A 22783-nucleotide genomic window follows, 5' to 3' on the forward strand; every position below is an offset into this window, starting at 1 on the left:
GACGATTTACTTGCCGTAAATGTCGAAGTCGAAATACTTGTCCTGGATTTGCTTGTACTTGCCATTCTCGCGAATGCCAGTGATCGCGGTGTTGATCTTGTCTTTCAACGCGTCACCCTTGCGTACGGCGATACCCACGCCGTCGCCGAAGTACTTGACGTCGGTGAAGGCCGGGCCAACAAACGCAAAGCCTTTGCCAGCGTCGGTCTTCAGGAAGCCGTCATTCAACAGGGTAGCGTCTGCCACGGTGCCGTCGAGGCGACCGGCAGCCACGTCCAGGTAAATTTCATTCTGCGAACCGTACGGCTTGATTTCCGCACCCAGCGGGGCCAGGACTTCACGGGCGAAACGCTCGTGGATCGAACCACGCTGCACACCGATGTTCTTGCCCTTGAGCTCGGCCAGGTTGTCGCCCACCTGAGTGCCGGCCTTCATCACCAGGCGTGCCGGGGTGTTGTAGTACTTGCTGGTGAAGTCCACGGACTTCTTGCGATCTTCGGTGATCGACATGGACGACAGGATGGCGTCGATCTTACGCACCTTGAGTGCCGGGATCAGACCGTCGAACTCTTGCTCGACCCACACGCACTTGACCTTCATCTCTTCGCACAAGGCGTTGCCGATGTCGTAGTCGAAACCAACGATGCTGCCGTCCGGCGCCTTGGAAGCGAACGGAGGGTAAGCCGCCTCGATACCAATTTTCAGAGGCTTTTCATCGGCGAACGTTGGCAGGGACAGCACGGACAGTGCCAGGGCGCCAAGAAGCACGAGTTTCTTCATCTTAGGACTCCATCGGTATAGGGCGAAAACGGCAGAGTGAGCATCAGCCCAATATGCGAATGGGTTAAACGTGAAAAGCGTTGCTGCGTCCTGGTCGACGCACGTTGATTTCAACGCGGACAACGACGAGCGAGTGATCGGCATTCTAACGACAGGCCCGAAGTCGATATTTCTTCAATGCGACAACAAATTACAGAAGCACCGAGAAATAGGTTCGAGCACATTGACAGCCCTTGGCGTTTATGCAAGAGCAAAAGACATTGAACCGATCTATGCTGCAAATTGCGGGCCTATTATTGGCAAACCCTTCTAATCCGGCAAGCGCAGCGTAATATCATATTTTTCATACCCGCCTTAAAGGCCCTAAAACGGGGCCTTACGTTTCCCATCGCCCCGAAATTCAGCCAGCGGTTACACATTTCAGCGCCGGGGTAACGCTCGGAAACGTCCCACAGGCAGGTCGATATTTATTCGCCCGCTACTTGCACAGGCGCTGGTCGCTCGAGCACTACGAAAAAGCCCCGCTCGGCGCAATGCCGGCGGGGCTTGGGTGACTCAAGAAGCGCGCTTACGCGGCGTTCATGGTCTTGTGGGTGTCGATCAGGTGCTGCACCACACCCGGGTCGGCCAGGGTCGAGATGTCACCCAGGCCGTCGTACTCGGCCGTGGCGATCTTGCGCAGGATGCGGCGCATGATTTTCCCCGAGCGGGTTTTCGGCAGCCCCGGCGCCCACTGGATGACATCCGGCGAGGCGATCGGACCGATTTCCTTGCGCACCCAGTTCTTCAGCTCCAGGCGCAGCGCTTCGTTCGGCTCTTCACCCCCGTTGAGGGTGACGTAGACATAAATGCCCTGCCCCTTGATGTCGTGCGGCACACCGACCACGGCGGCCTCGGCGACTTTCGGGTGAGCAACCATCGCGCTCTCGATCTCGGCGGTACCCATGCGGTGCCCGGAGACGTTGAGTACGTCATCCACCCGGCCGGTGATCCACCAGTAGCCGTCTTCATCGCGACGAGCGCCGTCGCCGGTGAAGTACATGCCGCGGAACGTCTTGAAGTAAGTGTCGACAAACCGGTCATGGTCGCCGTACAGGGTACGGGCCTGACCTGGCCACGAATCGAGGATCACCAAGTTGCCTTCGGCGGCGCCCTCGATGATGTTGCCCAGGTTGTCCACCAACGCTGGCACCACGCCGAAGAACGGACGCGCCGCAGAACCCGGCTTGAGGGCGTGAGCCCCCGGCAGCGGGCTCATCAGGGTGGCGCCGGTTTCGGTCTGCCACCAGGTATCGACGATCGGACAACGGGAGTGTCCGACGTTCTTGTAGTACCAGTCCCACGCTTCCGGGTTGATCGGCTCACCCACCGAACCCAGCAGGCGCAGGCTGCTGCCATCGGCGCCTTCACAGGCCGCCGTGCCCGACGCCATCATGGCGCGGATCGCGGTCGGTGCGGTGTAAAGGATGTTGACCTTGTGCTTGTCGACGATCTTCGCCACCCGGGTGACGTCCGGGTAGTTCGGCACACCTTCGAACAGCAGGGTGGTCGCGCCATTGGCCAGCGGGCCGTAGACGATGTAGGTGTGGCCAGTGACCCAGCCGACGTCGGCGGTGCACCAGTAGATTTCCCCCGGACGGTAGTCGAACACCCGCTCATGGGTCAGCGCCGCGTACAGCAGGTAGCCGCCGGTGGTGTGTTGCACGCCTTTTGGCTTGCCGGTGGAACCGGAGGTGTAGAGGATGAACAACGCTTCTTCAGCGCCCATTTCTTTCGGCGCGCAAACGGTGCCCGCGACTTTCATCAGGTCTTCGTACCAGATGTCCCGATGCGGGTTCCACTTGATGTCGCCACCGGTGCGCTTGCACACGATGACTTTCTGGATGCTGCTGGTTTCCGGGTTGGTCAGGGCGTCGTCGACGTTGGCCTTGAGGGAAATTTTCTTGCCGGCGCGCAGGCCTTCGTCCGCGGTGATCACCACCTTGGATTTGCAATCGATGATCCGGCCAGCCAGGGCTTCCGGCGAGAAACCGCCGAACACCACCGAGTGAATAGCGCCGATCCGGGTACAGGCCAGCATGGCGACCACGGCTTCGGGGATCATCGGCATATAGATAGTCACCACGTCGCCGCGGTGCACATCCTGGCCACGCAAGGCGTTGGCAAACTTGCAGACTTGTTCGTGCAGCTCGCGGTAGGTGATGTTGCGGCTTTCGGCAGGGTCATCGCCTTCCCAGATGATCGCGATCTGGTCGCCGCGCTCGGCCAGGTGCCGGTCGAGGCAGTTGTAGGAAACGTTCAGGGTGCCGTCGGCGAACCATTTGATGTCGACATGGTGGTCGTCGAAGGAGGTCTGCTTCACCGTGGTGAAAGGCTTGATCCAGTCGAGGCGCTTGGCTTGTTCGCGCCAGAAGCCGTCCGGGTTGACGACCGACTGCTGGTACATGGCCTTGTAGGTCGCCTCGTCAGTCAGGGTATTGGCCAGAACCTCGGGACGAACGGGATACAGAGAAGCCGCACTCATCTTTCTTTACCTCGGTGAAATAGTTGTTTTTGTATGACCCCGTTGTAGCCCGAGGCGGGCCTATAGAACCATTCGACGATGGTAGTAACAAGCCCCTACAAATCGTCCAGACTCCCCGGCGCATTGCAGCACGAACGTCCCAGACAACCGCCTGTTCCGGGGATTGTTACAAGATCTGTCAACAGTGTTTATCAAAAGCGCGTCTATATGAATCTGCCCCCCACGCCTAAAATCTGCCTCGCCAACCCGGCAATGTGATTAACCCAGTTGCAGCCCCCACGAAGGCAGTTAATTCACAGTATTTAAATCCAGATGTACACGCAGCCCTACAACGGCTGCGTGACCCCTCTCGACCTCAGAAAGGTAAATTTCAAATGAAAGCTTTATTGGTTCTGGCCCTCAGCAGTCTGTGCGTTACCGCCATGGCAGACGAGGCCCCGACTGATGTTGCAGGCAATACCGTCGCGGTAGAGGAATACACTTACTCCACACACCTGGATATCGCCAAAGTTATCTCCATGAGCGAAATCCCGAGTGTTTGTGAAGTTGTGCCAGCACGCATGGAATATGAAGACTCGAACGGTCAACGGCATATTCTGCGTTACAGCGTCATGGGCAATGGTTGCTCTAACGGCTGACTCACCCTCGCACTTCACACTACTTTTCGAACACCGGCCGCAGGAAATCGTTCTTGCGGCGAGCACCCGATCTGGAGCCAGCGGTTCCACCCTCTATAGGCCTGTACTGATTGGCCAGGCCTGAGGATAAACACATCTAATTATTCGATTTATTTGAGCGTTTATTTGCGCTTTTTAATCAAATTCATCCGAGTAGTATCAGCTTCAACCCCACACAACATCCTCAACACCTCGGAGTCACCCTCATGAAAACTCAACTGATCCTCGCCCTGACCCTCTCCGTACTGGCCGCCAACACCTTCGCCGCCGACGGTTATGACCGCACGATTGCTGCCGATGGTTTTGATCGCACCGGTTCCGCCACCCTCGCTGCTGATGGCTTCGATCGCACCGGTTCCGCCACCCTCGCCGCCGATGGCTTCGACCGCACCGGTTCCGCCACCCTCGCCGCCGATGGCTTCGATCGCACCGGTTCCGCCACCCTCGCCGCTGATGGCTTCGACCGCACCGGTTCCGCCACCCTCGCCGCTGATGGCTTCGATCGCACCGGTTCGGCCAACCTCAGCTAAGCGCTGAATCTCTGCTCACAGCCCGGCCTCGGCCGGGCTTAGTTGTTTTTAGCCCGCGATAAAACTGACCCGGACCTTCAGCCCCGCCTGTGCACCGTCGTGCAGGGTGATGTGGGCCAGGTGCGCGCGGCAGATTTCCCCGACAATCGCCAACCCCAGGCCAGACCCTGCGACCTGTTGGTTACGGCGGTAGAAACGCTCGAACACCCGGTCACGCTCCTCCAGCGGAATCCCCGGCCCGTCATCTTCAACCTCCAGCACCGCCGGCGCGCTGACGCGCAGGATCACGTTGCCACCTGCTGGCGTGTGGGCCAAGGCGTTGTCCACCAGGTTGCTCAGCAACTCGTTGAGCAGTGTCGGCTCACCGCGCAACCACACCGGCTCGTCAGCTTCCAATGCCAAGGCGACACCCCGGGCATGGGCCAGAGGCGCCATGGCCATGCCGAGTTCGCGCGCCAGTTGGCTCAGGTCGAGCAACTGCGCCCCGCCCTCGGCTATCGCCCGCGCGCCATTCTCGACGCGGGCCAGGGAGAGCAACTGATTGGCCAGGTGCGTCAGGCGATCGGTACCTTGGGCGGCGCTTTCCAGGGTGCTGCGCCAGGTCTGCGGTTCAGTGGCGCGCAAACCCAGTTCAAGGCGCGCCTTGAGCGCTGCCAACGGGGTGCGCAACTCATGGGCGGCGTCGGCAATGAACTGCGCCTGGCGCTCGAACTGTCCACGCAAGCGCTCGGTGAAATGGTTGAGGGCGCGCACCAGGGGCCACAATTCGCGTTGCACCTGGACCAACGGCAGCGGCCGCAAGTCATCCGGCTGGCGTTCTTCCACCGCGGTGCGCAAGCGTTCCAGCGGTCGCAAGGCGGCACTCACGGCAAACCACACCAGGAGCAAGGCGCCCCCGGCGAGCATCCCCAGGCGCAGCAACGTATCGGCCATCAGGCTACGGGCCATGCGCACCCGCGCCTCGTCGGTTTCCGCCACGCGAATTTCCGCCATGCCGTTCATGTTCGGTTCGCTCACCGCCTTGAGCAGGCTGACCACCCGCACGTTCTGGCCCTGGTAAGTGGCGTTGTAGAAGCGCGCCAGCGCCGGATAGTCGTCGGTGCGCGGGGTGCCGGGGGGCGGGCCCGGGAGGTTTTCGTAACCGGAAATCAGCTTCTGGTGGATGTCGTTGACCTGGTAGTAGATGCGCCCGGCGCTGTCGTAGGCGAAGGTGTCCAGCGCCACATACGGCACATCGGCGCTGAGGCTGCCGTCACGCTGGGACAGCCCGGCGGCGATGGTCCGCGCCGAGGCCAGCAAGGTCCGGTCATACGCGGTGTCGGCCGCTTCCCGGCCATTCCAGTAGGCGCTCAGGCCGCTGGCAATCATCAGCACCACCAGCAACAGCGCGAGGTTGCCCAGCAGCCCCCAGCGCAGACTTCTGGGCTTATGCATCACGGTTTTCCAACAGGTAGCCCAACCCCCTGAACGTGACGATGGCCACTGAGTGCCCATCGAGTTTCTTGCGCAGGCGGTGCACGTAGATTTCGATGGCGTCGGGGCTGGCTTCCTCGTCGAGGCCGAACACCTGGGAGGCCAGTTGCTCCTTGCTCATCACCCGGCCAGGACGGGCAATCAGCGCCTCGAGCACGGCCTGCTCGCGGGAGGTCAGGGTCAGCAGTTCGTCACCGAGGCTGAAGCGCCGGGTGTCGAGGTCATACACCAGCCCCCCGCAACGCTGCTGGCGTTCGCCACCCAACACGCTGCGGCGCAGCAGGGCCTTGACCCGCGCTTCAAGCTCGGTCAATTCGAAGGGTTTGGCCAGGTAATCGTCGGCGCCAAGGTTAAGCCCGTGGACCCGGTCCTTGACGTCGCTGCGGGCGGTCAGCATCAGCACCGGGAGGTTTTTGCCACGGCTGCGCAAGCGCGCCAGCACTTCAAAACCGTCCATGCGCGGCAGGCCCACATCGAGGATCGCCACCGCGTAGTCCTCGCTGCTCAACGCCAGGTCGGCCGCCACCCCGTCGTGCAGCACATCCACGGTCAGCCCTGTGCTCTTGAGCGCCTGGGCGACACTTTCGGCCAGCTGCAGATGGTCTTCGACGAGAAGCACGCGCATGGATCTTTACCTCAGGTAGGGATGGTCGACGCCATTCTTCGGCGCGGAGTTTACAGCCGCATCCGCCGCTGTGAAGCCCGCAACCGGTGAAAGTATTCTGAAAGGTTAGCGAAAGGTTGGCCCGCTAGAGTCCAGCCACGGACCGTTTCGACTGCCGTGACCTTGAGAGTAGTGAACGAAAAACGCCCCGATGCGTTTTCGCCCCAATAAGAACAATAAATGGAGTGCTTCACGATGCTGTCTACACAGCCTCAGGCTGACCTGCCTGTTCGTTTTTCCCGCCTTGGTACCACCGCCCTTGCCAGCCATGCCGCCTGCTTCGAAGACAGCAGCGCGACCCGGGAAACCCGCAAAGCCCGTTACGACTACGACTTCGCCCTGCGCCTGCGCAATGCCACCTATCGTTCGAACTATTCGGCCCGCGACGCTGATGAAGTGCGGGTGCTGGTGAGCGACCGCGTTGCCCTCGGGTAATGGATTCAAGCCGCAACCGTGCCACTTCAATAACAACTCCTGTGGAGACGACCGATGACTTTTTCCCTGCGTAACCTTGCTCTCGCCGCCAGTTGCCTGCTGGTGACCGCCCCCCTGCTCGCCGCCGACAACACTGAACCCAAGCGTCCGGAATGCATTGCCCCGGCGTCGCCAGGCGGTGGTTTCGACCTGACCTGCAAACTGGTGCAAAGCGCGCTGGTCAACGAAAAACTGCTGTCCAAGCCGATGCGCGTGACCTACATGCCCGGTGGTGTCGGCGCCGTGGCGTACAACGCAGTCGTCGCCCAGCGCCCCGCCGATGCCGGGACCCTGGTGGCCTGGTCCAGCGGTTCGTTGTTGAACCTGGCCCAGGGCAAGTTCGGGCGTTTTGATGAAAATGCCGTGCGCTGGTTGGCGGCGGTCGGCACCAGTTATGGCGCCATCGCCGTGAAGAACGATTCGCCCTACAAGAACCTCGACGACCTGGTGCAGGCGCTGAAGAAAGACCCAAGCAAGGTAGTGATAGGTTCTGGTGGCACCGTGGGCAGCCAGGACTGGATGCAAACCGCCCTGATCGCCAAGGCTGCCGGGATCAACCCCCGTGACCTGCGGTACGTGGCCCTCGAAGGCGGTGGCGAAATTGCCACGGCCCTGCTCGGCGGCCACATCCAGGTGGGCAGCACCGACATCTCCGACTCCATGCCGCACATCCTGAGCGGTGACATGCGCTTGCTCGCCGTGTTCGCCAACGAGCGTCTGGACGAGCCGGAAATGAAAGACATCCCCACCGCCAAGGAACAAGGCTACGACATCGTCTGGCCAGTGGTACGCGGCTTCTACGTTGGACCAAAGGTCAGCGATGCCGAATACGCCTGGTGGAAAAACGCCTTCGACAAACTGCTGGCTTCCGAAGAGTTCGCCAAGCTGCGTGACCAGCGCGAACTGTTCCCGTTCGCCATGACCGGGGTCGAGTTGGACACCTATGTGAAGAAACAGGTAGCGGACTACAAGCTGCTGGCCAAAGAGTTCGGCCTGATCCAGTAATCGCCTCGTTCTCACGGCCCCCCTGGCACTGGCCGGGGCGTGGCCCAGGAGTTTGTCATGCTGTTACAACGCATTTTTGCTTCGGTGCTGTTGCTGGCCTGTGCCGGCCTGGCGTTGATGGCCTGGCCCTATCAGGCCTCGTTTTCCTACGAACCCGTCGGACCACGGGCGTACCCGCTGCTGATACTCGGGCTGATGGGCCTGGCGTTGACCTACATGCTGTTTCGTCCACAGCCGACCCAGCACAGTGAAGAAGAACCGCCGCTGGACCGCCAGACGCTGGTCAAGATCGCCATCTGCGTGGCGCTGCTACTGCTGTTTGCTGGCACTTTCGAACCCTTGGGTTTCATCCTCAGCAGCATCCTGATCGGGGTGCCGATGGCGCGCCTGTATGGCGGCCGCTGGCTACCCTCGGCAGTGATCATCAGCTTGATGAGCGTCGGCCTTTATCTGCTGTTCGATAAAGCCATGGACGTACCGCTGCCCCTCGGCTTGCTCGACGTCCTGGAGAACTGATATGGATACGTTTGGTTATTTGAGCCAGGGTTTCGGCGTCGCGCTGAGCCCGTACAACCTGGTGACCGCACTGTGCGGCACCTTGATCGGCACCGTGGTCGGCCTGTTGCCGGGACTGGGGCCGATCAACGGTGTGGCGCTGTTGATCCCCATCGCCTTCGCCCTCGGCCTGCCACCGGAGTCAGCCCTGATTCTGCTGGCTGCGGTGTACCTGGGTTGCGAATATGGCGGCCGCATCAGCTCGATCCTGCTCAACATCCCGGGCGAAGCGTCCACCGTCATGACCACCCTGGACGGTTACCCGATGGCCCGCAAAGGCCTGGCAGGTGTCGCCTTGTCGCTGTCGGCCTGGAGTTCGTTCATCGGGGCGTTTATCGCCACCTGCGCTATGGTGCTGTTCGCCCCGCTTCTGGCCAAGTGGGCGATTGCCTTTGGCCCGGCGGAATATTTCGTGCTGATGGTGTTCGCCATCGTCTGCCTCGGCGGCATGGCCGGTGACAAACCCCTGAAGACCTTCGTCGCGGCCTTGATCGGTCTGTTTCTGTCGGCGGTCGGGATCGATGCCAACAGCGGCGTGTACCGTTTCACCGGCGACAACATCCACCTGACCGACGGCATCCAGTTTGTCGTACTGGTGTTGGGCCTGTTTTCCATCAGCGAGATCCTCCTGCTGCTGGAAAAAACCCACCGCGGCCAAGAAGCGGTGAAAGCCACCGGACGCATGATGTTCAACGTCAAGGAAGCCGCGTCGGTGTTTATGGTGAACATTCGTTGCGGCCTGCTGGGGTTCATCATGGGGGTCTTGCCGGGCGCCGGGGCAACACTGGCATCGGCTGTTGCCTACATGACGGAAAAACGCCTGGCGGGCGACAGCGGCAAGTTCGGTCAAGGCGACATGCGCGGCCTGGCCGCCCCGGAAACCGCGATTGGCGCGTCTGCCTGCGGCGCCCTGGTCCCCATGCTGACGCTGGGCGTTCCGGGGTCGGGTACCACGGCGGTGATGATCGGCGCCTTGTCGCTGTACAACATCACCCCGGGCCCGCTGCTGTTCCAACAGCAACCGGACATCGTCTGGGGCCTGATCGCCTCGTTGTTTATCGCCAACATCATGCTGGTGATCCTCAATATCCCGATGATCCGCCTGTTCACCCGCATTCTTGCCGTACCGAACTGGGCACTGGTGCCGGTGATCGCCATCATCACCGCGATTGGTGTGTACGCCGTGCACGCCACCACCTTCGACCTGTTCCTGATGATCGGCATCGGCATCTTCGGCTACATCCTGCGCAAGCTGGACTTCCCATTGTCGCCGGTACTGCTGGGCTTCATCCTCGGCGGCCTGATGGAGCAGAACCTGCGACGCGCGCTCTCAATCTCCAATGGCGCGCTGGACATCCTGTGGTCGAGCCCGATCACCTTCGGGATCTGGGTGCTGACCGCGTTGATGTTGCTGTTCCCACTCCTGCGCATTTGGCGCAAGCGCTCCGTGGCCCGTCGCGCGCTGGCCGATGTCTGATCGTCGGTCCTGGAAAACCTGGTGGGGAACACCGCTGGTCGGTCTGTTGGGCGGTTACCTCGCCAGTCAGGTCGGCTGGCCGCTGCCATGGATGGTCGGCTCGTTGCTGGCGATCATCCTGGTGCGTTGCCTGACACCCTGGCAACTGGCCGAGATCCCGGGCGGACGCAAGTGCGGCCAGTGGATCGTCGGTATCGGCATTGGCCTGCACTTCAGCCCCGTAGTGATGGAACAGGTCATGAGCCACTTCGGGCTGATCTTCTTCGGCGCGCTGGTGACCAGCCTTTCGGCCGTGGTCGGGGTCTGGCTGCTGCGGCGCACCGGCGAAGATCGCGCCACCGCATTTTTCTCCAGCATGCCGGGCGGATCCGGTGAAATGGTCAACCTCGGCGCCCGTAACGGCGCCGTGCTCAGCCGAGTGGCGGCCGGGCAAAGCCTGCGGGTGCTGGTGGTGGTGCTGTGTGTGCCGGCGGCGTTCAAGTACCTGCTGGGCGAAGGCGTGCCGGTCTTGCATCCGGCCAGCGTCGACTGGCGCTGGCTGGCCCTGCTGTTCCCGGCGGGCGCGCTGTGTGCCTGGCTCTGGCAACGCTTGCACCAACCCAATCCCTGGCTGTTCGGGCCGTTGCTGGTGAGTGCCGCCGTGAGTATCAGCCTGGACCTGCACATCGGCCTGCCCGATGGCGGCAGCCAGGTCGGGCAATGGCTGATCGGCAGTGGCCTGGGCTGTCACTTCAACCGGCAGTTCTTCCGCCGCGCGCCCTCCTTCATGGGCCGCACCCTGATCGGCACGGCACTGACCATGCTGATCGCCACCCTGGCCGCGCTGGGCTTGAGCGCCCTGACCCACCTGGACCTGCGCTCGTTGACCCTGGGCATGATGCCCGGCGGCATCGCCGAAATGAGCCTGACCGCCGAAACCCTGCAACTGTCGGTGCCACTGGTGACCGCCATGCAGGTGATGCGCTTGCTGTTCGTACTGTTTCTGGCCGAACCCTTGTTCAGGCACTGGGACCGGCAGCCGGATGACCCGAGCACGTAGGAGCTGACGCCCGCTCCTACGGTAAACCTGACCGTCGTTCAGCGATTCGACACTGACTTCTTCGCCAACTTCAAGATACTGAAATTCCCCAAATAAATTTCAGCAGTTTCAGTGCTTCCCCAACGACCAACAAAGCGGAACTCCTTGGCCGAAAACTGAGTGTATGCAGGGTCGACAACCAGCTGAATTGTGCCACTGATCGCTCGGTACAACTCATGCTCCCCATTATCGTGGAGAACATTGTACCGAGCCGTTATCCCTTGAGGTCCAACGTCATACTCGGCACTTTGCGCATCCAGCGGAACATCAAAAATGACCGAGAAAAAGTAATCTTCTACCCAAACCCGGCCACCCACCTGATAGTTACCGACTACATCATCTCGCATTGCAAAAACTTCTGTTGTATCGATAGTGCTTTTAGGATCGGAAGGAGGCCAACGCGTTGATTTCGCGAAAAAACGCCCCTCGTCCAATGCAAAGTCCATTTCACTCAGTTTCTGCGTATTCATGATCAACTCCTGTTCAAGGATACCCCTGGAAAGAGCGGCAAGCCCTCAGGGATCAATTGAACAGGCGGTGTCCTGTTACGTCTACTGTCAGAAGTAACAGGTACCCGCTGATATCCGACCAGCGGTGTACTAACGGTGACGGCGTTAGAGGCCGGGCGGCAACCGCCATTCGATCGGCGTTTCGCCGTTCTGCTCCAGGTACTTGTTGGTACGGCTGAAGTGCCCGCAACCGAGGAAACCGCGGTAGGCCGACAGCGGCGAGGGGTGCACCGAGGTCAGCACCAAATGCTTGGTGGCGTCGATCAGTTTCTGTTTGCTCTGCGCGTGGGCGCCCCACAGCAGAAACACCAGATGGGGTTGATGCTCGCTCACCACTTCGATGATCCGGTCGGTGAAGAACTGCCAGCCCTTGCCCGCATGGGCGTTGGCATTGGCCCGCTCCACGGTCATGGTGGTGTTGATCATCAGCACGCCCTGGTCGGCCCAGCTTTGCAGGCAGCCGTGACTGGGGATGTCGATGTTCAGGTCGCGCTTCAACTCCTTATAGATGTTGACCAGCGACGGCGGTGCCGGCACGCCCGGCTGCACCGAGAAACACAGGCCATGGGCCTGGCCCGGGCCGTGGTAGGGGTCCTGGCCGAGGATCACCACCTTGACCTTGTCCAGCGGCGTAGAGTTGAGCGCGTTGAAAATCATCGGGCCGGGTGGGTAGATCTCCTTGCCTGCCGCACGCTCCTGTTGCAGGAAGGTGCGCAACTCTGCCATGTAGGGCTGGTCGAATTCGGCACGCAGCGCCTCCTTCCAGCTCGGTTCGAGTTTGATACGGTCGTCAGCAGTCATGGTTACATCCGGCAAAAACAATGGGGCGAACCCTAGGAAAGCCCATCACGCTTGTCAATTGATCTGACGCAGATCCGGCACTTTCCTGCACAACGCTCATAATGAACCCTTGAATCCGCAATCGAGGTCACGATGAATCTGCACTTCGAAGAACTCACTGGCACAGATGGCGCACGCATCGGCATCGCCAGCCTGGATGCCGACAACACCCTCAATGCCCTGTCCCTGCCAATGATCCGGGCCCTGACCGAGCAATTGGACAGTTGGGCCAAAGAGCCGCAGGTGGTCTGCGTTCTGCTGCGCGGCAACGGCGCCAAGGCGTTTTGCGCCGGTGGCGAAGTGCGCAGCCTGGCCCAGGCCTGTCACGCCCACCCCGGCGAAGTACCGCCCCTGGCCGCACAATTCTTTGCAGCGGAGTACCGCCTCGACTTCCGCCTGCACACCTACCCCAAGCCGCTGATCTGCTGGGGCCATGGCTACGTGCTCGGGGGTGGCATGGGCTTGCTGCAAGGCGCGAGCACCCGCATCGTCACCCCCAGCAGCCGCCTGGCCATGCCCGAGATCAGCATCGGCCTGTACCCGGATGTCGGCGCCAGTTGGTTTCTCTCGCGCCTGCCGGGCAAGCTGGGGCTGTTCCTCGGTTTGACCGGTGCCCAGATGAATGCCCGCGATGCCCTCGACCTGGACCTGGCTGACCGCTTCCTGCTCGATGACCAGCAGGAGCAATTGATCGAAGGCCTGCTGCAGCTCAATTGGCAGGAGCAGACCGCGATGCAGCTCAACAGCCTGTTCAAGGCCTTGCAGCAAGAGGCCATCGGGCAGATGCCCGAGGCGCAATGGCTGCCACGCCGCCAGCAGATCGATGAACTGCTGGACGTCAGCGATGTGCGGTGTGCCTGGCGCGCCATCAGCCTGTTGCGTGAACACCCCGACCTGCTGCTGGCCCGCGCCGCAAAAAACCTGCACGACGGCTGCCCGTTGACCGCTCACCTGGTCTGGGAGCAGATCCAGCGCGCCCGCCACCTGTCATTGGCCGAAGTCTTTCAGATGGAATACACCCTGAGCCTCAATTGCTGCCGCCATCCGGAGTTCAGCGAGGGCGTCAGGGCGCGCCTGATCGACAAGGACCACAAGCCGCGCTGGCACTGGCCGGACGTCAACGCAATCCCCCAGGCCGTGGTCGAGGCGCACTTTCACAAGGTGTGGGAAGGCCGGCACCCGCTGGCGGACCTGTCGGACTACTGAATCCTGGGCATGAAAAAGCGGCGCGGGATGCGCCGCTTGCCGGTTGCCTGATCTAGCGGTTGCGCCCGCCTCGCTCACCACGTCCATTGTGCTCGCCATGCCGATCACCACGCCGGTCAGCATGGTCGCGCCCGCCCCGCCCACCCTGTTGCTCCCAGCGCTGGTTGCTCTGGCCATAGTGGTTGCCCCACCCCTGGTTACGATGACCGTCCCAGCCATGGCTGGGGGCTGGGCGGTAGGCCCGGGGCGGCGCCTGGTAGTAACGGGGTGACGGTTGGTAGTAACGCGGGGCCGCCTGGTAATAACGTGCCGAGGGGTAATACCGCGACGACTGCGAGTAATAACTGCGCGGGTAGGAATAATATGAACCACCCCCGTAGTAGACCGGCGCCGGCGAAGAATAGATGTCTGAACGGTAGTAGCTCGAACCTCCGTCGTAATAAGGAACGCACGCGGCAAGACTCAAACTCATCGAAGTAATCAGAACAAGTCGGCGATACATGGCGGCCTCCTGGACCGCTAAAGAGCCACACCAGCGACGCGGGCGGGCATCAGCCAAATAATCTGCCTGACGTGATATCTGACAGCGAATTGGCAATCTGGTGCGCATCGGCAACAGCTTGATACATGTCATCCGTCGACTGGCCTGCCGTCGACCGCGGTACATGCCCTGTTTTTGCTACGTTCGTGAGTCCTCGGCTTGACCACCCTGCAGGCGGATGACACCTTGCACGACCTGCTGTCACGCGCCGACCAGGCGATGTACCGAGCCAAACAACATGGCCGCAACCGGACCTGTACCCAGATGCCTCACGCCAGCTATGCATAAACCCGACCTCTGCCCGGCCTGCGGCGCCAGCAACGCTTGCAGCCTCGCCGACCCGCGCACCGCCCAACACCGTTGCTGGTGCTACACGGTGACCATCGACCCGGCGGTGCTGGCGGCCTTGCCCGCCGAACTGCGCGACCTGTCGTGCCTGTGCCCCGGCTGCGCCCAGGTCGAGGCACAATTGCAGGCAGCCGGCGCGCCTGTCGCGTAAGATGCGCGCCCTTTGCCGAGCTGCCGACTCCCATGCGCGTTGACCGTTTCCTCAGCAACTTGCCGCGTTTCAACCGCCAACAGGTGCGCCTGCTGCTGGTCGAGCGGCGGATCAAGGTCGACGGGCAGATCGTCAGCGACCCGTACACCGAGGTGCGCGAGTTCAGCCGCGTCGAATGCGACGACGAGGTGCTGCAAGCCGGCAAGCCCGCGCGCTACTTCATGCTGCACAAGCCCGAAGGTTGCGTCAGTGCCACCCGCGACCCCGAGCACCCGACCGTCCTCGACCTGATCCACGAACCCGACAAGCTTGACCTGCACATCGCCGGCCGTCTGGATTTCAACACTACGGGTTTGATGCTGATCACCAACGACGGCAGTTGGTCACGCCGCCTGACCCAACCACAGACCAAGCTGGCGAAGATCTACTACGTCGAAACCGAGCAATTGATTACGCCCGAGTACGCCGAAACCTTTGCCCGGGGCCTGTACTTCGCCTTCGAAGACCTCACCACCCAGCCCGCCGACCTGCAGTTGCTGGCTCCCCGGGCGGCGCGCCTGGCCATCATCGAGGGCCGCTACCACCAGGTGAAGCGGATGTTCGGCCACTTCGACAACAAGGTCATGCGCCTGCATCGCGAACAGATGGGCCCGTTGACGCTGGACAGCCGTTTGAAACCGGGCGAATACCGCCCACTGAGCGCTGCCGAGATCGCCCTGATCTGATTGCGCGACCGCCGGGCAGACATTGTCGAACAATTCGCCAACGGCACTTGCGCGATAGCCGGCACCCTGCTTGAATCAAACCGTCGGCCAAAATGTGACCGCCAAGTCATACCATACCTCTAAGAAACTTTTTGTCGGTCGAGCGCCTCCCGTCTCCACCTCCCCCGACAGACTGCCCGCCTATAACAACACCCGTCGACCAGACATTAACGGATCGACATGGGCCCTCACCTTCCAGGCGTATGCCTACCTGTCATAAAGCCCGTGCACACTCAGTTGCGCGCCTACACGCTTGCCAGGAGTCTTACGACATGAGGCCAGAAATCGCTGTGCTGGACATACAAGGTCAGTATCGGGTCTACACGGAGTTCTATCGCGCAGATGCCGCAGAGAAGACCATTATTTTGGTCAACGGCTCGATGGCCACCACTGCGTCGTTTGCACAGACCGTGAAAAACCTCCATCCACAGTTCAACGTGGTGCTCTACGACCAACCCTACGCGGGCCGGTCAAAAGCCCACAATCAGCATGAGAAAATGCTCACCAAGGAAGTGGAGGGGCAGATCCTCCTGGAGCTGATCGACCATTTCGCCGCCGAGCACGTGATGTCATTTTCGTGGGGCGGTGCCGCCACGATGATTGCCCTCGCGCATCGCCCGCGGCGGATTGAAAAGGCGGTGATCAGCTCGTTCTCGCCGGTGATCAACGAACCGATGCGCGACTACCTGGAGCGAGGTGTCGACTACCTCGGCAACCTCGATCGCGACCGCGTCGGCCACCTGGTCAACGACACCATCGGCAAGCACTTGCCGTCGTTGTTCAAGCGCTTCAACTACCGCCACGTCAGCACCCTGGCTGAACATGAATACGGGCAGATGCACTTTCACATCAGCCACGTGCTCAACAGTGACCGCCTGTGCTACCTCAAGGCCGCCAGGCAAATCGATGTGCCCGTACTGTTCATGAACGGTGAATGGGACGAGTACACCGCCGCCAGCGATGCCCGGTTGTTTGGCAACCATGTGCAACACAGCACCTTCAGCACCATCGAGGCCACCGGGCACTTTCTCGACATGGAGCACAAAGCTGCCTGCCGAGACAGCCGCCAGGCACTGCTGGGTTTCCTGAAACCGGCGCCCCACGAAGGCCGGACGCGTTCCCACTTCACCCAGGACCACCATGCACTGGCCATTTGAAACAGCGTCCTCGCGAGCAGCCTCGCCACCTTAGGTAATCCCCTACCTGTAGGAGCAAGGCTTGCCCGCGACAGACCGCACCCTGCGTCCAGTCGCCGCCGACAATGCTTCGCCCTGCCCGCAAAAAACTGCGTAAATGCAGATCCAGCAAAGAAAAACTTCAAATCCGTCGCCACATCTGGTACAAAGTCAGCCGTTCCGAGCGGGTGTCGTATAATGGCATTACTCCAGCTTCCCAAGCTGATAACGAGGGTTCGATTCCCTTCACCCGCTCCACTTCATTTCAGTCTTGCGTCAGGTAACTTTCTGACGGGGGACGACAAAAAAACCGGTCCACAGTGACCGGTTTTTTTATGCCTGCGATTCCATGGGGCACCGCTCAAGAAACTCAACATCACCCTGCCCGCCTATCTGCTGACCCGCATCGACGAATACGTGCTGCACCACCCGCAAGAAAAAAGCCGCTCCGGCTTTCTGGCCTCGGCGGCATTGAAGGTGTTGCAGCAGGCTTGATCCCTCAGCGGGTGGCGACGATGAACAGCCGCGGGAACGGCAATAGCACGGAGCCGTCAGCCAGTACCGGGAAGTAGGGTTCGATAGCTTCCAGGTACTGCGCCAGGTACTGGGCCTTCTCCACCTCGTTCAGCAGCTCCAGAAAGGGCCGCAGGCCGCTGCCCTTGAACCACTCGACCACCGCCGCCGGGCCGCCTTCCAGCGGGTGATGGTAGGTGGTGCGCCACACATCCACCCGCGCGCTGCAGGGACAGAGCATCTGGTAATAGCTGTTGGCGTCGTCCAGGGTCGTGCGCTGCGCGGCGACCGGGGCCAGCTTGTCCGCCCAAGGGCCATTGGCCGCGACTTCGCGCATCATGCGATGGGGCGGTTGTTCGAGATTGTCCGGCATCTGGATCGCCAGGCTGCCACCCACCGTGAGTTTGCCGACCAGCCCGGGCAGCAGCGTGGCATGCTCGGGCAACCACTGCAGCACCGCGTTGGCGAAGATCACGTCGAACGGACCGGGTTCGTTCCAGGTGGCAATATCGCTGGTGTCGAAACGTACGCCCGGCAGGCGTTTGCGGGCGGCGTCGATCATGTCGGCGGAGCTGTCGATACCGCGTACCGCGGCGTTGGTAAAACGCTGTACCAGCAACTCGGTGGAGTTGCCCGGGCCGCAGCCGATGTCGATCACCGAACGTGCATCAACCTTGGGGATCGCAGCCAGCAAGTCGCGCGCCGGGCGGGTGCGCTCGTCTTCGAACGCCACATACTGTTGGGCAGACCAGCTCATCACATACTCCTGTAACCGTTCAGGATATGAGCGCCACGCTAGACTGTGCGTTTCGCTCGTGGGGCGCCAGTAAGCGACGAGCCTGAGGACTGCGTCAAGACGCGGTCACGGGTTGAAACATCTGCCCCCGGCCCAGGTTGATAGAGGAACCCTGCCCATGACGCAAAACATCTACGACGACCCTGGTTTTTTCCAGGGTTACAGCCAATTAGAGCGCTCCATCGGCGGCCTCGACGCCGCACCGGAATGGCCCGCCCTGCAAGCCCTGCTGCCTCCCCTGTCGAACCTGCAAGTGGTCGATCTCGGCTGCGGCTACGGTTGGTTCTGCCGCTGGGCCAGCGAGCAAGGCGCACAACAGGTGCTGGGGCTGGACGTCTCGCAAAAAATGCTCGGACGCGCCCGGGCCACTCCCCATGCCGGCAATGTCACCTACCGCCATGCCGACCTCGAACACCTCAATCTTCCTACCCATAGTTTCGACCTGGCCTACAGCTCACTGGCCCTGCACTACATCAAGGACCTGCCCGGCCTGTTCAACCACCTGTATGCCGCGCTGCGGCCCGGCGGGCGTTTTGTATTCTCCATCGAGCACCCGATCTTCATGGCCCCGCGCAACCCTGGCTGGATCATCGACGCCCAAGGCCACAAGCGTTGGCCGCTGGACAGTTATCAACACGAAGGCGAACGGGTGACCCACTGGCTGGCCGACGGTGTGATCAAACAGCACCGCACCTTGGGAACCTTGTTGAACCAGTTGATCGCCGTCGGTTTTCGGATAACCCACGTCAATGAATGGGGACCCACGGCGGCACAGGTGGAGGCGCAGCCGGCACTCGCCGAGGAACGGGAGCGGCCAATGATGTTGCTGGTGGCAGTGGAGCGTTGACGCGTGTTTTCTGGATAAAATCGTTGCCCTGACGTCCATCGCGAGCAAGCTCGCGCCTACATTAGGTGGCTGGCATTACCCCCGACACCGGTCCACTGGCCAACACTGACGCTTTTTAACTGAAGGCTAAGCCCAAAGCGCTCAGGGCTCAGGGCTCAACCTTCAGGGCAGAAGTTACTCGTAGTACCCCACTGTCTTTTTCAGGCGATCTGAATACTCGTAAATGTCATCGACTGAGTTGATCGGATGCCGCGTTTCGTTTTTCTCTTCGTCGAAGATTCCTATGTACTTCTGTGAGCGATTGAAGTGCAGGCGGCAGATGGGCTTACGGTTATTGTCGTCCAGCAGAATGCCGAAGTAGCTCTGAGTATCACGTTGCACAATACGTTTGGCATCAACGACAGATCTCACCACCGCACGGACAATGTGATACCCCTCGAGCTCTTCCAGTGTGGTCAACACCTTGTCATCAGACTCGTCGCGATCATCCGTAACATCAGGACTGGAGCCTGCCGGTGGCAGGGACGCCAGGCTGGGCTGAATGGCGCCACTCATTGCAGACTTGAGTCGATCATTGATCTGATCATTGAGAAACTGCACAACGGCTTTTCTGGTCAACTCCTGGAACTGTTCCCGGACTTTTTGCGTGATCACACCGTCATACACCCGGGAGGCGAACACTTTGACGAAATCGTCGTCGGGTTTGCTGACCTGCGCGGCAATGACTTTTTTGATCTGACTGACGTACTTCAACTCACCCGCCGCATTGATGATCGAATCGACATCAAACGCCGACTTGGTCAGCTTCGTCAGTTCTGGAACTGAATACTCGTCAATGTCCAGCAGGTCGAGTTCCAGAAAGGGCTTTTCGTCCATTTTGTTGGGAGCGTCCAAGTCGGTAAAAAACTTATAGACCTGGCCGTTAGTAAGGATAGAAATTCGCGCACTCGTGACATGAAAATAGCGAAACAGTTGCGATGCATGATTGATGTGCAGAGGCTCGCCAATTTTCTTGCATTCGATGAGGATCTGGACCTCACCGTCTTTCATGATCGCATAATCGATTTTTTCCCCCTTCTTTGTTCCAACATCACAAACAAATTCCGGGATTACCTCAGACGGATCAAAAACGTCGTACCCCAGGACAGTGCTGATAAAGGGCATGACAAAGGCATTTTTGGTGGCTTCTTCTGTTTGAATGGTCGCACCTTGCAACCGGACTTTGGCCGAGAGACTTGAAAGCTTTTCGATAAATTCCATGAGTGACCTCTTCCCCGTTTCAGATCCGTGTTTGTACATGCTGGCAAATTGACTGCCATTGATACTAGTCACAAACCGGCACAAAGAAAGAGCGCCGCAGGCGATCCTGGCAGGGATTGAACCAAAGACGGCAAAAGCAAATCCAGCCCACCTTCGCGGTCTGAACATCAGGTTCATCCCTAAAAGGAACACGGCAATGAAATTCGCGAAGGTGTCACAGAAGCTGGCGTTGTGGGCCGGTAGTCCGCGCACGTTCCTGTTGGCCATTGTGCTGATTGTTGTCTGGGCGCTGACCGGGCCGCTGTTTCATTTCAACGATACCTGGCAATTGATCGTCAACACCTCGACCACCATCATCACCTTCCTGATGGTGTTCCTGATCCAGAACACGCAGAACCGTGACACCGACATCCTGCACCTGAAGATCGACGAGTTGCTGCGGGTGACCAAGGATGCGCAAAACGTCATGCTTGGCCTTGAATCGCTCGACCTCAAGCAGCTCGAAGCCCTGAGAAAGCAGTACCGCAGCCTCGGTGAAGGTGAGTCGGTTTTGCTGCAGGGCATGCCTGCTGCCGACGGGCAGCAGCAGGACTTGAATCAATGCTGAAGCCGGTCAACGGCTCGCTTGCAGGGCCCTGGCCATTTGCAGGTGCTGTTCGAGCTTGGGCAGGGTCTCTTCGGCGAATGCCTTGAGCTCGGGCACATCAGTGGTCCGGGCCTCCTGTTGCAGTTGTTCGATGGCCTGCTCGGTGGTTTTTACCTGGCTGGCAGCATAGGCCGAGTCAAAGGACTCACCGTCCGTGATGGGGGGCGTCAGGGTCTTGGCCTTGTTCATCACCTCGTCCCGAGGGGCGATGGGCAGGTCGAGTTTCTTGGCGATTTTCGCCAGGTGCTGGTTGGCCGTGGTGCGGTCATTGATCACCACGATGGTGTAGTCCTTGACCGCCTTGGACTCGGTCTTCTGGTGCGCCAGGCGGCTGGCTTCGATGTCCGCCATGCCTTTGGCGCTGGCATCGTTGATGAAGTCGGCCGGCGACTGGGCAAGAGCGCTGCTGGCGCCAAGGCTCAGCAACACGGCAAAACTGATGGTCGATAATCGGCTGGCCACAGGTTTCATGGTCGCGCCCTCCTTGAACAGACAAATGAATGCAGCGGTAGGTCCCGCCTGTCATTCGAAGGCCAAAACGCACAAAGGTTTAGAAAACCTGCCCAAGCCACGACGAGCGGTGCGCCCGGTTCACGCCCGGTCCAGGCGCCCACTCAGGCGTTTGGCGGCATACATGGCTTCATCGGCGTGCTTGAACAGCTGTTTTTCCTCAAGACCGTGCTCGGGGTACAAGGCCACGCCAATGCTCGGCAAAATGTTCAGGCTGTGACTGTCCAGACGGATGGGCTGGCCCAGCACCTGGCGGATTTTCAGTGCCACGCGTGCGGCGTCTTCGGCGGCCTGGACACTGTCGAGCAACACCACGAACTCATCACCGCCCATCCGCGCGACGGTGTCGCTCTCGCGCACGCAGCCCTGCAGCCGATTGGCCACGGCTTGCAGCAGCATGTCGCCGATGCCATGGCCGTAGGTATCGTTGACCTGCTTGAAATGGTCCAGGTCAACGTACAACAGGGCCATGCGCCCGTTGTCCCGGCGGGCCTTGAACAAGGCGGCGCTCAGGCGCTCACGCAACAATTCGCGATTGGGCAGGCGGGTCAGGTAATCATGCTGTGCCATGTACTGCAGGCGACTGTGCAATTGCCGGCGCTCGATTGCTGCCGCCACTTGGGCGCAGACGTATTGCAGCAACTCCTTGTCGCGCTCGGTGTAGCGCTCGCCGCCGGGCATGCTCTTGACGATCAGCGCACCGATCGTGCCCCTTTGTGCGTTGAGCGGCACGCCCAACCAGCAGGGTGAATCCTGATCGTTGATCAGCCCGGCAAGCCCCGGCAAGGCAAACGGCTGGTCGGGGGTCAACAGCACCGGCTGCCCGCTGCGGACCACTTCGGCGCACAGCCGTCCGGTCACGCTGAACTCGGGATCCCGCTCGTGATCGTCGACGTGGTACGGGAAGTTCAGTTGCTCGCAGTGCTCGTCGTAAAGCGCCACCGAGAAGTTCAGCGCCGGCAACCACTCGCCGATCAGTTGGTGAATGCGCTTGAACAAAGCCAGCAGGTCCTCGGCGGCATGGGCCGCTTCGGAAATCGCGTAGAGCGCAGCCTGACGGGATTCGGCCTGTTTGCGTTCGGTGATGTCGCGGGCTACGGCGATGCGCAGTTGGTCGACCTCGGACCAGCGCGCCGACCAGAGGATATGCACCACCTGGCCGTCCTTGCGCAGGTAACGGTTCTCGAAATTCGGGTTGGGTTTGCCGCGCATGATCTCCCGGGCGGCGTCCAGGGTCCGCTCGCGATCGGCGGGGTGCACCATCTCGATCATCGGCTGGCCGATCAGCTCATCCGGGGTGTAGCCGAACACCTGTTCGCAGGACGCACTGACAAACACGAAGCGCCCCTGACTGTCGACGGCACAGACAACGTCGAGCAGCAGATCGATGTAGCTGGCCAATGGCGCGGAGTTTGCGGTGCTCATCGTGGATGGATACTG

24 protein-coding genes, 1 tRNA gene and 2 pseudogenes are annotated in these 22783 nt (G+C 60.7%); 16 read left to right on the forward strand and 11 right to left on the reverse strand.

The window, feature by feature from the left end; genetic code table 11:
* Window positions 1–6: 6 nt before the first annotated feature.
* Both AACY45_RS18755 and acs read right to left on the reverse strand, forming a co-directional pair.
* Window positions 7–780, reverse strand: a complete 774-nt coding sequence (locus tag AACY45_RS18755) for an ABC transporter substrate-binding protein (protein ID WP_339546831.1) — start codon at window positions 778–780, stop codon at window positions 7–9.
* Window positions 781–1348: 568 nt separating this feature from the next.
* Window positions 1349–3304, reverse strand: a complete 1956-nt coding sequence (gene acs / locus AACY45_RS18760; RefSeq protein ID WP_339546832.1) for an acetate--CoA ligase — start codon at window positions 3302–3304, stop codon at window positions 1349–1351.
* Between the two features lie 374 nt (window positions 3305–3678).
* Here acs and AACY45_RS18765 point away from each other — a divergent pair, with 374 nt between their 5' ends.
* Together AACY45_RS18765 and AACY45_RS18770 are read left to right on the forward strand one after the other, a co-directional pair.
* A complete protein-coding gene (locus AACY45_RS18765) occupies window positions 3679–3942 on the forward strand; it encodes a DUF2790 domain-containing protein (protein ID WP_339546833.1) in 264 nt (87 codons plus the stop codon).
* A 245-nt stretch (window positions 3943–4187) separates the two neighbouring features.
* Window positions 4188–4511 (forward strand): hypothetical protein, encoded by a 324-nt coding sequence (locus tag AACY45_RS18770; RefSeq protein ID WP_339546834.1) that lies wholly within the window; start codon window positions 4188–4190, stop codon window positions 4509–4511.
* 48 nt (window positions 4512–4559) lie between these two features.
* Here the strand turns inward: AACY45_RS18770 and AACY45_RS18775 are convergent, their stop codons facing one another.
* Both AACY45_RS18775 and AACY45_RS18780 read right to left on the reverse strand, forming a co-directional pair.
* Window positions 4560–5945 carry a sensor histidine kinase gene (locus tag AACY45_RS18775; protein WP_339546835.1) on the reverse strand — a complete coding sequence of 462 codons (1386 nt, stop codon included), beginning with the start codon at window positions 5943–5945 and terminating at the stop codon, window positions 4560–4562.
* Window positions 5938–6609 (reverse strand): response regulator, encoded by a 672-nt coding sequence (locus AACY45_RS18780; protein ID WP_339546836.1) that lies wholly within the window; start codon window positions 6607–6609, stop codon window positions 5938–5940. The genes AACY45_RS18775 and AACY45_RS18780 overlap by 8 nt, the downstream gene beginning before the upstream one ends.
* 234 nt (window positions 6610–6843) lie before the next feature.
* Here AACY45_RS18780 and AACY45_RS29305 point away from each other — a divergent pair, with 234 nt between their 5' ends.
* From AACY45_RS29305 to AACY45_RS18805, 5 genes are read left to right on the forward strand one after another with little or no spacing between them, the layout of a single operon-like run.
* The gene (locus AACY45_RS29305) at window positions 6844–7083 is read left to right on the forward strand and encodes a hypothetical protein (RefSeq protein ID WP_445261203.1); all 240 of its coding nucleotides are present in this window, start codon (window positions 6844–6846) and stop codon (window positions 7081–7083) included.
* 54 nt (window positions 7084–7137) lie between these two features.
* A complete protein-coding gene (locus AACY45_RS18790) occupies window positions 7138–8127 on the forward strand; it encodes a Bug family tripartite tricarboxylate transporter substrate binding protein (RefSeq protein ID WP_339546837.1) in 990 nt (329 codons plus the stop codon).
* Window positions 8128–8184: 57 nt separating this feature from the next.
* Complete coding sequence (locus AACY45_RS18795) at window positions 8185–8643, forward strand: tripartite tricarboxylate transporter TctB family protein (protein WP_339546838.1); 459 nt, start codon at window positions 8185–8187, stop codon at window positions 8641–8643.
* A gap of 1 nt (window position 8644) precedes the next feature.
* Entirely contained in the window at window positions 8645–10159 is a 1515-nt protein-coding gene (locus AACY45_RS18800) for a tripartite tricarboxylate transporter permease (protein ID WP_339546839.1), read from the forward strand.
* A complete protein-coding gene (locus AACY45_RS18805) occupies window positions 10152–11198 on the forward strand; it encodes an AbrB family transcriptional regulator (RefSeq protein ID WP_339546840.1) in 1047 nt (348 codons plus the stop codon). Before AACY45_RS18800 ends, AACY45_RS18805 begins: the two co-directional genes overlap by 8 nt.
* A 38-nt stretch (window positions 11199–11236) precedes the next feature.
* Here AACY45_RS18805 and AACY45_RS18810 read toward each other — a convergent pair whose 3' ends face one another.
* Window positions 11237–11707, reverse strand: coding sequence for a hypothetical protein (locus AACY45_RS18810; RefSeq protein ID WP_339546841.1), 471 nt, complete (start codon window positions 11705–11707; stop codon window positions 11237–11239).
* Between the two features lie 144 nt (window positions 11708–11851).
* Window positions 11852–12547, reverse strand: a complete 696-nt coding sequence (gene ung, locus AACY45_RS18815) for a uracil-DNA glycosylase (protein WP_339546842.1) — start codon at window positions 12545–12547, stop codon at window positions 11852–11854.
* 132 nt (window positions 12548–12679) lie between these two features.
* Between ung and AACY45_RS18820 the strand changes: the two genes are divergently transcribed.
* Window positions 12680–13792, forward strand: coding sequence for an enoyl-CoA hydratase/isomerase family protein (locus AACY45_RS18820; RefSeq protein ID WP_339546843.1), 1113 nt, complete (start codon window positions 12680–12682; stop codon window positions 13790–13792).
* A gap of 52 nt (window positions 13793–13844) precedes the next feature.
* Here the strand turns inward: AACY45_RS18820 and AACY45_RS18825 are convergent, their stop codons facing one another.
* Window positions 13845–14294, reverse strand: coding sequence for a hypothetical protein (locus AACY45_RS18825; protein ID WP_339546844.1), 450 nt, complete (start codon window positions 14292–14294; stop codon window positions 13845–13847).
* Window positions 14295–14486: 192 nt separating this feature from the next.
* Here AACY45_RS18825 and AACY45_RS18830 point away from each other — a divergent pair.
* From AACY45_RS18830 to AACY45_RS18855, 6 genes and pseudogenes are all read left to right on the forward strand, one after another.
* Window positions 14487–14621: pseudogene (locus tag AACY45_RS18830) on the forward strand (diguanylate cyclase domain-containing protein); the annotation flags it as partial.
* Window positions 14614–14832 (forward strand): cysteine-rich CWC family protein, encoded by a 219-nt coding sequence (locus AACY45_RS18835; RefSeq protein WP_339546845.1) that lies wholly within the window; start codon window positions 14614–14616, stop codon window positions 14830–14832. The pseudogene AACY45_RS18830 and the gene AACY45_RS18835, both read left to right, overlap by 8 nt.
* Before the next feature lie 32 nt (window positions 14833–14864).
* On the forward strand, window positions 14865–15557 hold the full coding sequence (locus tag AACY45_RS18840; protein WP_339546846.1) for a pseudouridine synthase: 693 nt from the start codon (window positions 14865–14867) through the stop codon (window positions 15555–15557).
* Between the two features lie 311 nt (window positions 15558–15868).
* Window positions 15869–16753: an alpha/beta fold hydrolase gene (locus AACY45_RS18845; protein ID WP_339546847.1), complete on the forward strand. Its 885-nt coding sequence runs from the start codon at window positions 15869–15871 to the stop codon at window positions 16751–16753.
* Window positions 16754–16955: 202 nt separating this feature from the next.
* Window positions 16956–17029, forward strand: a tRNA-Gly gene (locus AACY45_RS18850).
* Window positions 17030–17134: 105 nt separating this feature from the next.
* Window positions 17135–17266 (forward strand): annotated as a pseudogene (locus AACY45_RS18855) (type II toxin-antitoxin system HicB family antitoxin); the annotation flags it as partial.
* Between the two features lie 4 nt (window positions 17267–17270).
* Here AACY45_RS18855 and tam read toward each other — a convergent pair.
* Window positions 17271–18041, reverse strand: a complete 771-nt coding sequence (tam, locus tag AACY45_RS18860; RefSeq protein WP_339546848.1) for a trans-aconitate 2-methyltransferase — start codon at window positions 18039–18041, stop codon at window positions 17271–17273.
* A gap of 157 nt (window positions 18042–18198) precedes the next feature.
* Here tam and AACY45_RS18865 point away from each other — a divergent pair, with 157 nt between their 5' ends.
* The gene (locus AACY45_RS18865) at window positions 18199–18927 is read left to right on the forward strand and encodes a class I SAM-dependent methyltransferase (RefSeq protein ID WP_339546849.1); all 729 of its coding nucleotides are present in this window, start codon (window positions 18199–18201) and stop codon (window positions 18925–18927) included.
* A 174-nt stretch (window positions 18928–19101) separates the two neighbouring features.
* Here AACY45_RS18865 and AACY45_RS18870 read toward each other — a convergent pair whose 3' ends face one another.
* Complete coding sequence (locus tag AACY45_RS18870; RefSeq protein ID WP_339546850.1) at window positions 19102–20187, reverse strand: type I restriction endonuclease; 1086 nt, start codon at window positions 20185–20187, stop codon at window positions 19102–19104.
* A 196-nt stretch (window positions 20188–20383) separates the two neighbouring features.
* On the opposite strand from AACY45_RS18870, the gene AACY45_RS18875 reads away from it, so the two are divergent.
* Window positions 20384–20794: a low affinity iron permease family protein gene (locus tag AACY45_RS18875; RefSeq protein ID WP_339546851.1), complete on the forward strand. Its 411-nt coding sequence runs from the start codon at window positions 20384–20386 to the stop codon at window positions 20792–20794.
* Between the two features lie 6 nt (window positions 20795–20800).
* On the opposite strand, the gene AACY45_RS18880 is transcribed toward AACY45_RS18875, so the two are convergent.
* Together AACY45_RS18880 and AACY45_RS18885 are read right to left on the reverse strand one after the other, a co-directional pair.
* Window positions 20801–21304, reverse strand: coding sequence for a DUF4142 domain-containing protein (locus AACY45_RS18880; protein ID WP_339546852.1), 504 nt, complete (start codon window positions 21302–21304; stop codon window positions 20801–20803).
* 120 nt (window positions 21305–21424) lie between these two features.
* A complete protein-coding gene (locus AACY45_RS18885; RefSeq protein WP_339546853.1) occupies window positions 21425–22768 on the reverse strand; it encodes a sensor domain-containing protein in 1344 nt (447 codons plus the stop codon).
* Window positions 22769–22783 lie beyond the last annotated feature (15 nt).

Source organism: Pseudomonas sp. RA_35y_Pfl2_P32, from assembly GCF_963970735.1.
GTDB lineage: Bacteria > Pseudomonadota > Gammaproteobacteria > Pseudomonadales > Pseudomonadaceae > Aquipseudomonas.

Bases quoted from the DNA above. Each gene is read 5' to 3' on its own strand.
- AACY45_RS18755 (WP_339546831.1), bottom strand. From the start codon at position 780: ATGAAGAAACTCGTGCTTCTTGGCGCCCTGGCACTGTCCGTGCTGTCC.
- acs (WP_339546832.1), bottom strand. From the start codon at position 3,304: ATGAGTGCGGCTTCTCTGTATCCCGTTCGTCCCGAGGTTCTGGCCAAT.
- AACY45_RS18765 (WP_339546833.1), top strand. From the start codon at position 3,679: ATGAAAGCTTTATTGGTTCTGGCCCTCAGCAGTCTGTGCGTTACCGCC.
- AACY45_RS18770 (WP_339546834.1), top strand. From the start codon at position 4,188: ATGAAAACTCAACTGATCCTCGCCCTGACCCTCTCCGTACTGGCCGCC.
- AACY45_RS18775 (WP_339546835.1), bottom strand. From the start codon at position 5,945: ATGCATAAGCCCAGAAGTCTGCGCTGGGGGCTGCTGGGCAACCTCGCG.
- AACY45_RS18780 (WP_339546836.1), bottom strand. From the start codon at position 6,609: ATGCGCGTGCTTCTCGTCGAAGACCATCTGCAGCTGGCCGAAAGTGTC.
- AACY45_RS29305 (WP_445261203.1), top strand. From the start codon at position 6,844: ATGCTGTCTACACAGCCTCAGGCTGACCTGCCTGTTCGTTTTTCCCGC.
- AACY45_RS18790 (WP_339546837.1), top strand. From the start codon at position 7,138: ATGACTTTTTCCCTGCGTAACCTTGCTCTCGCCGCCAGTTGCCTGCTG.
- AACY45_RS18795 (WP_339546838.1), top strand. From the start codon at position 8,185: ATGCTGTTACAACGCATTTTTGCTTCGGTGCTGTTGCTGGCCTGTGCC.
- AACY45_RS18800 (WP_339546839.1), top strand. From the start codon at position 8,645: ATGGATACGTTTGGTTATTTGAGCCAGGGTTTCGGCGTCGCGCTGAGC.
- AACY45_RS18805 (WP_339546840.1), top strand. From the start codon at position 10,152: ATGTCTGATCGTCGGTCCTGGAAAACCTGGTGGGGAACACCGCTGGTC.
- AACY45_RS18810 (WP_339546841.1), bottom strand. From the start codon at position 11,707: ATGAATACGCAGAAACTGAGTGAAATGGACTTTGCATTGGACGAGGGG.
- ung (WP_339546842.1), bottom strand. From the start codon at position 12,547: ATGACTGCTGACGACCGTATCAAACTCGAACCGAGCTGGAAGGAGGCG.
- AACY45_RS18820 (WP_339546843.1), top strand. From the start codon at position 12,680: ATGAATCTGCACTTCGAAGAACTCACTGGCACAGATGGCGCACGCATC.
- AACY45_RS18825 (WP_339546844.1), bottom strand. From the start codon at position 14,294: ATGTATCGCCGACTTGTTCTGATTACTTCGATGAGTTTGAGTCTTGCC.
- AACY45_RS18835 (WP_339546845.1), top strand. From the start codon at position 14,614: ATGCATAAACCCGACCTCTGCCCGGCCTGCGGCGCCAGCAACGCTTGC.
- AACY45_RS18840 (WP_339546846.1), top strand. From the start codon at position 14,865: ATGCGCGTTGACCGTTTCCTCAGCAACTTGCCGCGTTTCAACCGCCAA.
- AACY45_RS18845 (WP_339546847.1), top strand. From the start codon at position 15,869: ATGAGGCCAGAAATCGCTGTGCTGGACATACAAGGTCAGTATCGGGTC.
- tam (WP_339546848.1), bottom strand. From the start codon at position 18,041: ATGAGCTGGTCTGCCCAACAGTATGTGGCGTTCGAAGACGAGCGCACC.
- AACY45_RS18865 (WP_339546849.1), top strand. From the start codon at position 18,199: ATGACGCAAAACATCTACGACGACCCTGGTTTTTTCCAGGGTTACAGC.
- AACY45_RS18870 (WP_339546850.1), bottom strand. From the start codon at position 20,187: ATGGAATTTATCGAAAAGCTTTCAAGTCTCTCGGCCAAAGTCCGGTTG.
- AACY45_RS18875 (WP_339546851.1), top strand. From the start codon at position 20,384: ATGAAATTCGCGAAGGTGTCACAGAAGCTGGCGTTGTGGGCCGGTAGT.
- AACY45_RS18880 (WP_339546852.1), bottom strand. From the start codon at position 21,304: ATGAAACCTGTGGCCAGCCGATTATCGACCATCAGTTTTGCCGTGTTG.
- AACY45_RS18885 (WP_339546853.1), bottom strand. From the start codon at position 22,768: ATGAGCACCGCAAACTCCGCGCCATTGGCCAGCTACATCGATCTGCTG.